The organism is Cryptosporangium sp. NPDC048952 (assembly GCF_043197895.1).
Classification (GTDB): domain Bacteria; phylum Actinomycetota; class Actinomycetes; order Mycobacteriales; family Cryptosporangiaceae; genus Cryptosporangium.
This window is the reverse complement of the sequence record NZ_JBICTY010000002.1, coordinates 421,664-433,666: the sequence shown is the minus strand read 5'-3', so window position 1 is coordinate 433,666 and position 12,003 is coordinate 421,664. Positions and strand designations below refer to the sequence as shown.

Annotated in this window: 10 protein-coding genes; 5 read left to right on the top strand and 5 right to left on the bottom strand. The window is 70.6% G+C overall.

Annotation, left to right across the window (positions count from 1 at the left end):
* The first annotated feature begins 32 nt into the window (after positions 1-32).
* Together ACGFY5_RS10235 and ACGFY5_RS10230 are read left to right on the top strand one after the other, a co-directional pair.
* Complete coding sequence (locus ACGFY5_RS10235) at positions 33-2,306, top strand: cytochrome c oxidase assembly protein (RefSeq protein WP_392719268.1); 2,274 nt, start codon at positions 33-35, stop codon at positions 2,304-2,306.
* Positions 2,307-2,336: 30 nt separating this feature from the next.
* Positions 2,337-3,158, top strand: a complete 822-nt coding sequence (locus tag ACGFY5_RS10230) for an alpha/beta fold hydrolase (protein WP_392719267.1) — start codon at positions 2,337-2,339, stop codon at positions 3,156-3,158.
* Between the two features lie 213 nt (positions 3,159-3,371).
* On the opposite strand, the gene dmpG is transcribed toward ACGFY5_RS10230, so the two are convergent.
* The 5 genes from dmpG to ACGFY5_RS10205 are packed head-to-tail and all read right to left on the bottom strand — an operon-like array spanning position 3,372 to position 8,545.
* Positions 3,372-4,376 (bottom strand): 4-hydroxy-2-oxovalerate aldolase, encoded by a 1,005-nt coding sequence (gene dmpG / locus ACGFY5_RS10225; protein ID WP_392719266.1) that lies wholly within the window; start codon positions 4,374-4,376, stop codon positions 3,372-3,374.
* Entirely contained in the window at positions 4,376-5,317 is a 942-nt protein-coding gene (locus tag ACGFY5_RS10220) for an acetaldehyde dehydrogenase (acetylating) (protein WP_392719265.1), read from the bottom strand. The genes dmpG and ACGFY5_RS10220 overlap by 1 nt, the downstream gene beginning before the upstream one ends.
* A 12-nt stretch (positions 5,318-5,329) precedes the next feature.
* On the bottom strand, positions 5,330-6,061 hold the full coding sequence (locus ACGFY5_RS10215) for an SDR family oxidoreductase (protein ID WP_392719264.1): 732 nt from the start codon (positions 6,059-6,061) through the stop codon (positions 5,330-5,332).
* Positions 6,048-7,751 (bottom strand): IlvD/Edd family dehydratase, encoded by a 1,704-nt coding sequence (locus ACGFY5_RS10210; protein WP_392719263.1) that lies wholly within the window; start codon positions 7,749-7,751, stop codon positions 6,048-6,050. Before ACGFY5_RS10210 ends, ACGFY5_RS10215 begins: the two co-directional genes overlap by 14 nt.
* Positions 7,748-8,545, bottom strand: a complete 798-nt coding sequence (locus ACGFY5_RS10205; protein WP_392719262.1) for an IclR family transcriptional regulator — start codon at positions 8,543-8,545, stop codon at positions 7,748-7,750. Before ACGFY5_RS10205 ends, ACGFY5_RS10210 begins: the two co-directional genes overlap by 4 nt.
* Before the next feature lie 137 nt (positions 8,546-8,682).
* Here ACGFY5_RS10205 and ACGFY5_RS10200 point away from each other — a divergent pair, with 137 nt between their 5' ends.
* The 3 genes from ACGFY5_RS10200 (at position 8,683) to ACGFY5_RS10190 (ending at position 11,999) form a co-directional block, all read left to right on the top strand.
* The gene (locus tag ACGFY5_RS10200) at positions 8,683-9,747 is read left to right on the top strand and encodes an isocitrate/isopropylmalate dehydrogenase family protein (protein WP_392719261.1); all 1,065 of its coding nucleotides are present in this window, start codon (positions 8,683-8,685) and stop codon (positions 9,745-9,747) included.
* Positions 9,748-9,873: 126 nt separating this feature from the next.
* Positions 9,874-11,244, top strand: coding sequence for a bile acid:sodium symporter family protein (locus ACGFY5_RS10195; RefSeq protein ID WP_392719260.1), 1,371 nt, complete (start codon positions 9,874-9,876; stop codon positions 11,242-11,244).
* Complete coding sequence (locus tag ACGFY5_RS10190) at positions 11,241-11,999, top strand: N-acyl homoserine lactonase family protein (protein ID WP_392719259.1); 759 nt, start codon at positions 11,241-11,243, stop codon at positions 11,997-11,999. The genes ACGFY5_RS10195 and ACGFY5_RS10190 overlap by 4 nt, the downstream gene beginning before the upstream one ends.
* Positions 12,000-12,003 lie beyond the last annotated feature (4 nt).

The window sequence follows — 12,003 nt, the reverse complement described above, 5'->3', positions numbered from 1 at the left end:
AACGAGTGACACTCCGGGACCGTAGAGGAAGCATGGGGCACGCCACACCTCGCCGCTCGTCCGTCCTCCCCGAGGACTCGACATCCGACGCCGGTCGCGACGACGAGGCCGATCCCGATCCGCGCGAGCTCGATCGCGATCCGCGATCGAGGCCGGACGGCGATGCCGCGCAGGGCGAGGTGCCGGGCGAGGACAGCGACGACGACGTGCGTGACGACACCGACGGCGCCGAGCACGCTTCCGCCGACTTCGACGAGGACGAGTTCGACGAGGACGAGTCCGACGACGAGGGCGCGAGGCGCGTCGCGTCGCGGGGGCGGCGGGTGCGGGCGGACGAGGTGTTGCCTTCGCCGTCGCAGGCCGGGCAGCACGTGGCGATGGCGGGGGCGGTCGCGCTGCTGGTGGCGTTGGCCGCGCTCGCGCTGGGCGGCGGTGCCGGCCGGTCGGTGGCCCCGGGTCTGCCCGACCCCGGTGTGCTCACCGGGTGGGGGCTCCCGCTCACCGAGGTCGTGGCGCAGTTCGCCGCCGCGCTCGTCGTCGGCAATCTGCTCGCCGCGGTGCTGTGGAGCCCGTCGCCGGACGGCGGACCCGCCGTCACCCGGTTCCACTGTCACGTCGCCCGGTCGGCAGCGGCCGTCTGGACGGTCGCCGCCGTCGCGATCTGGCTGTTCACGCTCTCCGACATCCGCGGGGTGCCGGTCAGCGGCATCCTCGACGCCGAGGCGCTCGGCAACCTGGGCCTGCGCACGTCCGCGGGTCAGGCGGGCCTGGCCACCGTCCTCGCGGCGGCCGTGGCGACCGCCCTGAGCCGTCGCGCCCCGGTGACCGCCGTACTGGTCGCGCTCCTCGGCGTACTGTCCCCGACCTTCGTCGAGTCCACGGTCTCCACGGCCGACCACCGCTATGCCATCTCGTCCGCGGCCCTCGAAACCCTGGCCCTCACGACCTGGCTGGGCACCCTCTGCGCCCTCCTCCTCCGAGCAGCCCGCGACCGCACCACCGATTCCCGCCCTGGCGGCGCGGGGCGGGGGAGAATGGCGCCTGAGGCGGTGTTGGTCGCTGCTCGGCGGTTCGGGCGGATCGCGCTGGTCGGCGTGTGGGTCGCGGTGGTCGCGATAGTGGTGTCGGCGATCGTGGTGCTGGGCCCGTCCGACACGGGGCTCGACAGCGCCTACGGTCGCCTGATCGCCCTGTCGCTCGCGGCGCTGGGTATCGCGGGGGCGATCGGACGCTGGCGCACCACCCAGACGGTGCCCGCGCTCGGCCGGAGCCTGCCCGGCCCGTTCGTGCGGTTCGCCGCGCTCGAGCTCACGGTGCTCGGCGCGCTCGTCGGCCTCTCAGCCGCGACCGCCCGCACACCGTCGCCGCTGGAGTCCGGGGAGGGTCTCCACCACGAGACGCCGGGCGTGGCGATGCTCGGGTTCGACATGCCGCCGTCGGTCTCCTTCGCACAGTTGGCGTCTGACTGGCGTCCGGATGTGCTGTTCGTGTTGTTCTGTGTTGCAGCGGGCGTGGCGTACGGCCAGTTGGCGGTGCGGGCGCGCCGCGCCGGGGCGCCCTGGGCGACGGGCCGAACCGTCGCGTGGTTCGCCGGGTTGGCGGTCGTCGTGGTCGCCACCTGCAGCGGCGTCGGCCGCTACGCACCGGTGTTCTTCAGCGTCACGATCATCCAGCACGTTTTCCTGGCGGTGGTGGCCCCGCTACTGCTCACCCGCGGTGCCCCCCTGACCCTCACCCTCCGCGCTCTGCGCCCCGCAGCCCCCAGCGCGAGCGGCGCCGTGGCTGGGCCGCGGGAGTGGGTGCTGGCGGCGCTGCGGTCGCGTGCCGCGCGGATACTTACCGCGCCGGGCACTGTTGTCGCCCTGTGGGTTCTCGGGCTTGCCGGGATCTACTTCACCGGCGTCTTCGAGGCCACGCGCTGGTCGTACGCGGCGGACCTCGCCGTGCAGGCGTACCTCCTCGGCGCCGGGTCGCTGCTGTTCTGGTGGCTGATCGGACCTGATCCGCGCCCGGCTGGTCGCCGCACGGACGCCACCCGTGCCGGGACGGCGACCGTGGCGGCACTCGCCGCCGTTGTCGCCGGGGTGCTGCTCGCCAAGGTCGTGGGAGTCGTCGCCGCCGACTGGTGGATCGGCCTGCTGCGCGTGCTCCCGTTGCCCTGGCCGTGGGGGAGCCGCACCGCCGCCGACGACCAGGCCATCGGCGGCGCCCTCCTCGCGGCCGTGCCCGCCGTCGTACTCCTGGCGATCGCCGCCGACCGCCTCCTGGCAGCCACCCTCGCCCGCCGCAGGCCCAGCGGGGAATAACTGGTCGACACGGGCGGGACAGTGGGAGGCATGACCGACCTGGGGCTTGCGCCCGCAGACCTGCTCGTGCCCGGCGACGTTGCGCTCGGCGTCCGCGATCACGGACGCCACCCGCGCCTGGACGACGGCGGCTGGAGCGGCGACATCCTGCTCGTCCCGGGCGCGCGGGGCACGGCCGACGAGTGGGACGCGGTCGCCGCGCTGCTGCGCGGCTTGGGCTACCGGCCGGTCGTGGTCGAGCCGCGCGGGCACGGTCGCTCCGGTACCGGCGCGTGGACCTGGCCGGCGGTGCTCGCCGACCTGGAAGCCGTCGCGGACACGCTGGAGCTGGACCGACCGGCGGTGGTCGGCCGCGGCCTCGGCGGTGCGGTGGCCACGTTCTGGGCCGTCGCCCACCCCGAGTGCCCCCTCGCCGTGAGCATCGACGGCTACGGCAACCCGACCGGCCCCGAGCAGCTCGCGGCGCTCCCGGACGACGACCGCGCGGACCACGTCGTGCGGTTCTCGGCATTCCTCGCCGCGTCGCTGCAGGACCTCCCTGAGACGTTGAGTCAGGCGTTGCGCGCGGTCGAGGAGCTCGACGTGCTCGCGCTGTACCGCGCGGTGCGCTGCCCGACCGTCGTGCTGCTGAGCACCGAGTCCGACCTCGCGGAGGTGCTCCCGACCGACCTCGGCCTGGTCTGGCTCGCCTACCTCGACTGGGTCCACGCGGCGCTGCGTGCCATCGACGCCCCGCAGCTCTCGGTACTGACGATCCCCGGCAGCAACGACGCCTACCTCAGCAACCCCGAAAACCTGGCCGGCACCCTGGCCGACCTGCTCCCCGCCCCCGCCGCCACGCTTCCCGCATAGGGAAGCCAGCGGCGCCGCCCCGGCGCCGTTGCCGGGGCGCGCGCTGGTGAGACCGGCGCCGTTGCCGGCCTCGGGAAGAGACGCTAAACCAGCGCGTAACCCCAATGGAACAACAACGACGAGACCGATCATGACCGACCGGAATCAGACATCGGTCCAACATCATCCGACGTCAGTCGACCCCGAAAGACACCAAAAACCCGAGAGGCGCAATCAACTCGCGCGCATCGTCAGCGCGACGTCGACGATCATGTCCTCCTGACCCCCGATCAACCCCCGCTTACCGATCTCCACCAACAGCTCACGCATGTCCACCTCGAAATCACGCGACGCCTTCTCCGCGTGCCGCAGGAAACTCGAGTACACCCCGGCGTACCCGAGCGTGAGCGTCTCGCGGTCGACGCGGATCGGCCGGTCCTGGATCGGCCGCACCAGGTCGTCGGCGGCGTCCTCCAGAGCGAACAGATCGCAGCCGTGCTCCCACCCCATCAGGTTCGCGACCGCCACGAACGCCTCCAGCGGCGTGTTCCCCGCCCCGGCGCCGTGCCCGGCGAGCGACGCGTCGACCCGGAACACCCCTTCCTCCACGGCGGCGACGGAGTTCGCGACCGACAGCGACAGGTTCTCGTGCGCGTGGATTCCGATCTCCGTCGACGGATCGAGCACGTCCCGGTAGGCCCGGACCCGCTCCCGCACCCCGGTCATCGTCAGGCGCCCGGCCGAGTCGGTGACGTACACGCAGTGCGCCCCGGCGTCCTCCATCACCTTGGCCGAACGAGCCAGCTCGGTAGGCGGCAGATAGTGCGACAGCATCAGGAACCCCGACACGTCCATGCCGAGCGTCCGCGCCCGCTCGATGTGCTGCGGCGCCACGTCCGGTTCGGTGCAGTGCGTGGCTACCCGCACCGACCGGATCCCCAGCTCGTAGGCCCGTTCCAGGTCGGCGATGGTGCCGATGCCGGGCAGCAGCAGCGTCGTGAGCCGAGCCTTGCGCACGACATCGGCGACCGCGGCGATCCACTCGAAATCCGTGTGGCTCGCCGCGCCGTACGTCAACGTCGATGCGGCCAGGCCATCACCGTGCGAGACCTCGATGGCGTCGACACCGGCGGCGTCCAGCGCGGCGGCGATCGCGACCAGCCGGTCGGTGCCCAGGCGGTGCCGGATGGCGTGCATGCCGTCCCGCAAGGTCACGTCCTGCACGAACACTCGAGTCATCAGGCCACCTTCGAGAGCGCGCCGAGCCGGGTCGCGACCTCGAGCGCGGCCGACGTCATGATGTCGAGGTTGCCGGCGTAGGCCGGCAGGTAGTGCGCGGCGCCCTCGACCTCGAGGAACACCGACACCTTCCAGTACGTCCGGCCGTCGACCGGGTCGAACAGCGTCCGCAGTGGCTCGTCGGGCTCGATCCTGGTGAAGAGCACGTCCTGCTTGAGGCGGTACCCCGGCACGTACCCGGCGACTTCCGCGACCCGGGCGACGACCGACTGCCGAATCTCCTCCTGCCGGGACGGCGAAAGGTCGGCCACCACGCACAGCACGGTGTCGCGCATGAGCATCGGCGGCTCCGCCGGGTTGAGGATGATGACGGCTTTGCCACGGTCGGCTCCGCCGACCACCTCGATCGCCCGGGAGGTGGTCTCGGTGAACTCGTCCACGTTTGCCCGGGTTCCCGGGCCCGCCGATTTGGACGCTATGGAGGCGACGATCTCGGCGTAGACGACCGGGGCGAGCCGGGACACCGCGTGCACGATCGGGATCGTGGCCTGACCACCGCAGGTGACCATGTTCAGGTTCGGTGCGCCGAGGTGCTGTTCGAGGTTGACGACCGGAATCACGTAGGGGCCGATCGCGGCCGGCGTGAGGTCGATCAGCGTCTTACCGTACGGCTCGAGAGCGGCCGCGTTGGCGACGTGGGCCTTCGCCGACGTGGCGTCGAGAACGATGTCGACGGAATCGAAACAGTCCATCGCGATCAGTCCGGCGACGCCGTCCGAGGTGGTTGCCACCCCGAGCCGAGCGGCCCGGGCCAACCCGTCGGAGGCGGGGTCGATGCCCACCATCGCGACGGGTTCCAGCGACGGGTGGCCCCGTAAGCACTTGATGAGCAGGTCCGTGCCGATGTTTCCGGACCCGATGATGGCGATCTTCGTAGCCAACTCGACTTCCTTTCAGCCGCGCCCGAAGAGCGGCATGGCGGTGGCCATCACGGTCATGAAGGGGACGTTGACGCTCAGCGGGAGCCGCGCGAGGAACACGATGGTCTCGGCGACGTGCCGGACGTCCATCGTCGGTTCGACCCGGCGCGTTCCGTCGGGCTGCAGTGCGCCGACTCCGAAGCCCCGGGTCATCGGCGTGGCGGCGTTGCCGACGTCGAGCTGCCCGACGGCGATGTCGAGATCGCGGCCTTCGAGAGCGAGGGACTTGGTGAGTCCGGAGACGGCGTGCTTGCTGACGGTGTACGGGGTCGCCTGGGGGCGGGGGACCTGCGCGGAGACCGAGCCGAGGTTGAGGATCCGTCCCCCGCGGGGGTCTTGGGCGGCCATGACCCGGAACGCGGCGCGGGCGGCGTTGAAACTGCCGGTGACGTTGATCGCGAGCGCGGAATCCCAGTGCTCGTCGCTGGTTTCGGCGACCGGGTTCTGCGCGCCGAAGATTCCCGCGCTGTTGACCAGCAGGTCGACCCGCTCCAGCCGGTCGAACAACGCGTCGACGGCTCCCCGATCGGTGACATCGAGGACATGAGCGGTCCCCGAGCCTGCGAGCTCCACTGACTCGTCGAGAGAGGCTTGTGTCCGGCCCGCGAAGACCACGTGGAAGCCCGCCTCGGCGAGCGCGATCCCGGCGGCGCGGCCGATGCCGCTTCCCCCGCCGGTCACGACGGCAATCTCAGTGCCCGGCACGAGCCACCTCCGGTCCGCGCCGTCCGCGCAGGAAGTCCAGGTCGGCGCCGGTGTCGGCCTGGGTGACGTGCTGCTGGAACAGTTCGGTGTACCCGCCGGGTGACGGCAGTTTCGGGGTCCCGAGAGCGGCGAGCCGTGACGCCAGCTCGGAGTCCGGGATGTCGAGGTGCAGACGCCGCGCGGGCACGTCGAGCTCGATCCAGTCTCCGGAACGCACGACCGCGAGCGGCCCGCCGGCCGCGGACTCCGGCACGACGTGCAGCACGACCGTCCCGAACGCGGTCCCGCTCATCCGCGCGTCGGAGATCCGCACCATGTCCGTGACCCCGGCACGCAGCAGCTTCGCGGGGATCGGCAGGTTGCCCATCTCCGGCATCCCGGGATATCCGCGCGGACCCGCTCCCTTCAACACCAGCACCGAATCCGCCGAGACGTCCAGCGCGGGGTCGTCGATCCGGGTCCGAAGATCGTCGATGTCCTCGAACACCACGGCCTGCCCCCGGTGCACGAGCAGCGACTCGGTGGCCGCTGAGGGCTTGATGATCGCGCCGCCCGGTGCGAGGTTCCCGCGGAGTACGGCGATGCCGGCGTCCTTCTTCAGCGGCTCGTCGAGCGTCCGGATGACGGGTGAACCCCAGCCGGTGAGGCCGGTGACGTTCTCTCCGAGGGTGCGCCCGGTGACCGTGAGCGTGTCGCGGTGCAGCAGGTCGCCGAGTGCGTTGAGCACGACGGGGACGCCGCCGGCGTCGAAGAAGTCCTCCATGAGGTATTTCCCGGAGGGCACCAGGTCGACGAGCAGCGGCACCCCGGCGGCGAGCGCGTCGAAGTCGGCCAGCTCCAGGGGCACCTCGGCCCGCCCGGCCAACGCCAGCAGGTGGATCACCGCGTTCGTCGAGCCACCGATCGCCGCGTTGACCCGGATCGCGTTCTCGAACGCCTCCCGGGTGAGGATCTGCGACATCGCCAGTTGCTCGTGGACGAGAGAAACAGCGCGGACCCCCGTGTCGTGCGCCAGCGTCCGGCGCCGGGCGTCCACGGCGGGGATCGCGCCGTTGCCGGTCAACGCCATGCCGAGCGTCTCGACGAGCGACGCCATCGTCGACGCGGTGCCCATCGTGTTGCAGCTGCCGTTCGATCGCCACATGCACGCCTCGGCGGCGACGAACTCCGCGGAGCTCATCGTGCCGGCGCGCACGTCGTCGTACATGGTGTAGGTACCGGTACCCGACGGAAGCGGAACCCCGTTACGGCGCCCGGTCAGCGTCGGGCCGCCGGACAGCAGGATCGTCGGCAGGTCGACGCTGGCCGCACCCATGAGCACGGCCGGCGTGGTTTTGTCGCACCCGGCGAGGAGAACGACGCCGTCGAGCGGGTTCGCGCGGATCGTCTCCTCCACGTCCATGCTCGCGAGGTTGCGGTAGAGCATCGTCGAGGGGCGCATGAGCGTCTCGCCGAGGGAGGTCACCGGGAACTCCAGCGGCAGCCCCCCGGCCTCGTAGACGCCGCGGGCGACGTACTCGGCCAGGTCACGCAGGTGCGCGTTGCACGGGGCGAGCTGGGACCAGGTGTTGCAGATGCCGATGACGGGCCGGCCGTCGAACATCCGCTCGGGGATACCCATGGCTTTGAGCCCGGAACGGTGGAAGAACCCCGTCTTGTCCGAGCCGCCGAACCACTCCTGCGACCTCACTGCAGGCCCGCCAGTTCCTCGGAGACGCGACGCGCGACGTTGACGACGGCTTTCGTGATCTCGTCGCCCGAGCGGGTGAACGTGCTGTGGATCGTGGTGACCGAGATCGCGGCCATCGCCCGGCCCTCGGGGGAGAGGACGGGTGCGGCTACGCAGTAGACCTCTTCGACCAGTTCCCCCTCGTCGAGGGCGTAGCCGCGTTCGCGGGCCAGGTGCAGGCGCGCGCGCAGGTCGGCGACCGTGGTCGTGGTGTTCGGGGTGAACGGCAGGGGCCGGAAGTCGCGCAGGTAGCGTTCGCGGACGTCCTGGTCGGCGAAGGCCAGCACGGCCTTGCCCATCGCGGTGGCGTGGGCGGGGAACTCCGAGCCCGGGCGGGGTTCGATGCGGAAGATCTGCCGCGACGGGACGCTGTCGGCGTAGACGATCGAGCCCTGGTGCAGCGTGCCCAGGTTGACGGTCTCGCTGAACTCGTCGGCCAGTTGCAGCAGGTAGGGGCGCGCGACGTCGATCAGACCGGTGCGGTCCTTGACCGCGTTCGCGACGGCCACCAGCTTCATCGTCAGCCGGTACTTGCGGGTGTCGGCGACGTGCTCGACGTACCCGGCGGTCATCAGCGTGCTCAGCAGCCGGTCGACCGAGGGTTTGGAGAGCGCCAGCTCGCGGGCGAGCTCGGAGACGCCGCTGTCGTCGCGCCGGCCGAGCGCCTCGATCAGCCGCATGGCGTTCGCGACCGATGCGACTTCGCGGTCCCGTCGCGCGGTGGTCGGCTCCTCGGGAACGGAATCACTCCACATTACAAACCTCAATCCGGAATGCGGATCAGCTGACGACGCGTGACGCTAGTCGCTCCTGCCGACAACCCGCAAGCATTGATCCGCGTTGCGGTGTGTGGTTCGTTAAGCGAAGCATAGTTCGGACATTGGAGCATTCGGTGAGCTATACGATCGCTACGCTGCGGGGCGACGGGATCGGTCCGGAGATCGTCGACGAGGCCGTGAAGGTGCTCGGTGCGGTGCCCGGCCTCGACCTGGAGTTCGACTTCCTCGAGGCGGGTGCGGACTACTACGCCGAGCACGGCGAACCCGCCCCCGAGTCGACGTGGAAAGCGCTGAACAGCGCCGACGCGATCCTGATGGGGTCGATGGGCCACCCCGACATCCGGATGCCCGACGGCACCGAGGTGCAGGGTCACTTCATCGTCAACGTGCGCAAACGGCTCAACCTGTACGCCGGGGTGCGCCCGATCAAGTCCTATCCGGGGTCGCCGTCGCTGAGCCCGGACCACGGTCCGATCGACCTGGTGCTGGTGCGCGAGAGCACCGAAGGGCTGTTCGCCTCGTTCGGCGGGGGCGCGGAGATCACCGGCGAGGTCTACGCCGACACGATGATCGTGACCCGCGCCGGGACCGAGCGGGTCTCGCGCTACGCGCTCGAGCTGGCGCGGACCCGGGCGGCGCGGAAGGTCACCTGCGTCGACAAGGCGAACATCTTCCGGTCGCTGGCGTTCTTCCGGCAGGTATTCGACGAGACGGCGGCGAACTACCCGGAGATTCGCATCGACCACGCGCTCGTCGACTCGTTCTCGATGCTGCTGGTGCAGCATCCGGAGCGCTACGACGTGCTCGTCACCGAGAACATGTTCGGCGACATCCTGTCGGACCTGGCTGCTGCGCTGGTCGGCGGTCTGGGCCTCGCGCCGTCCGGTGACATCGGGGACGAGCACGCGATGTTCCAGCCGGCGCACGGCTCCGCGCCCGACATCGCCGGTCGTGACGTCGCCAATCCGGTCGCCACGATCGTTTCGGCGCGCATGATGCTGGAGTGGCTCGCACGGCGCACCGGGGACGAAACCCTCCGCGACGCCGCTGAGCTGGTGGAACGGGCGGTCGTCGAGACCATGGCGGCCGGTTCGCGCACCCGGGATCTGGGCGGCGATTTGTCGTGTTCGGCGTTCGGCGACGCGGTCGCCGAGGCCGTCCGACGACTCGCTCAGTGAATCTGATGCTCCGCTAAGAGAATCTTGCACCGTAGAGCGAATCAAATCGTTGACCAGGGTCGATGCCTTCGATAGCTTGCTCCGCACTGCGGACGTCAATTCACCATACGAACGATGGAGCTCGTCATGGTTCTTCAGTTAAGGCGGGCAGCGCTCGCCGTCGCGGGCATCTCGGCCCTGGTCTTCCTCGTCGGACTCGCCCTCGGGAGAGACGGGCTCTGGCATCCGGCGCTGGTCGTCACCGGCTTCGGCGTCGCCCTCGGTCTCGGCGCGCTGGCCCGCGTCGCCAGCTACCAGTACACGGCCTGGATCGTGGCGTGCGTGATCGCCGCGCTCACCTACCCCGGCGGCTTCGACAGCTGGGGCGGCGTCCAGCTCGCCGGCGGCATCCTGATGACGACGATCATCCAGCTGGTCATGTTCGGCATGGCCACCCAGATGAGCATCAGCGACTTCGCCGGCGTCGTCCGCCACCCCCGGGGCCTGCCGGTCGGCCTGCTCGGCCACTACCTGGTCATGCCGCTCGGCGCGTTCATTCTGGTCTCGATCACCGATCTGCCGGCCGAGATCGAACTCGGCGTCATCCTCTACGGCTGCGTGTCCAGCGGCCTGGCGTCCAACGTCATGAGCATGCTGGCGAAGGCGAACCTGGGCCTGGCGGTCACGATCACCGCGATGTCCACGATCGCGGCCCCGCTGGCCACACCGCTGCTGGTGCAGCTGCTCGGTGGCCGCGTCGTCGACGTCGACGTGGTCAAGATGGTGTTCGACGTCATCCAGATCACGCTCGTGCCGGTCACCGCGGCGCTGCTCGTCGACTACATCAAGACCGCGCCGCGGCGGGCGAGGACGATCGTGCACGGCGCCGCCGTCATCTCCGCCGGGTGGCTGGTGTTCATGGTGGCCGGTGGCTGGTCAGCGCTCACCGGGAACATGTCGCCGCACGGCGTCACCGCGTTCAAGTCGCTGTACCAGATCGCCGCCGCGATCCTGATCGCCGAGGCCTACGCCGCCGCGGTCAACCGCTGGCCGGTCGTCACCCGCTACATGCCGTACGCGTCGATGTTCGGGATCATGTACTACAACACGATCACCACGGCCGCCGGCCGCGACGCCCTGCTCGACGTCGGCATCACGTTGTTGATCATCGGCCTCGTCCACAACCTGACCGGGTACGTGTTCGGATACTGGGGTGCCCGCGGTCTCGGCCTGGACAAGGCCTCGGCGCGCGCCACCACGTTCGAGGTGGGGCTGCAGAACGGCGGTATGGCCACCGGTCTGGCCACCGGCATGGGGCTGCTCGGCACGGCCGGTCTCGCCGCCGCGGTGTTCAGCCCGCTGGGTAACGTCACCGGGTCGATGCTGGCCAACTACTGGTCCCGGCGCCCGATCGACGGACCCGTCGACGAGCCCGACCCGGTCGACGCCGACGAAGCCGAGCGCATCGAGGCGGTCGGCGCGGCGACCACCGGAATAGACGCGGAGGCTCGGCAATGACCTACGAGGTACTCGCGGTGCGCTTCGGCGAGTGGCGCACCACCAAGAGCGCCATCTACCACTCCTACGGCACCTACCAGCAGCCCGACGGCCCGGTCGACATCACCTACTACGTCTGGCTGCTGCGCGGGAACGACCGCACGATCCTGGTCGACACCGGGTTCCGCCCCGAGATCGCGCGGAAACGAGGACGGACCCCGCTGACACCCGTGCCCGACGCCCTCGCCTCCGTCGGTGTCACCCCGGGGGACATCACCGACGTCGTCCTCACGCACTTCCACTACGACCACATCGGCAACGTCCACCTGTTCCCGGACGCCCGCATCGTCGCCGGCGCGGCCGAGTACCACTTCTGGACCGGCGAGACCGGCCGGCGTCCGCTGTTCGCGCAGGCCGTCGAGGCCGACGAGGTCGCCGCCGTCGCGGCCGCCGAGAAACAGCGCCGCCTGACGCTCGGCGATCCGGGCATCCCCGGCCTGACGCTCACCGACCTCCCCGGCCACACCCCCGGTCAGGTCGTCGTCGAGGTCGACACCGCCGCCGGCCGGGTCATCCTCGCGTCGGACGCGTCGCACACCTACGAGGAGTTCGAGAGCGACCTGCCGTTCCACATCGCCTCCGACCTGCCCGCCATGTACGACGGCCTGGCCTGGCTGCGCAAAGCCGCGACCGACTCGATCGTGGTTCCCGGCCACGACCCGGACGTCCTGAACCGCTACCCGAAGGTCGGCGACCACGCGGTGCGGATCGCGTGACCGG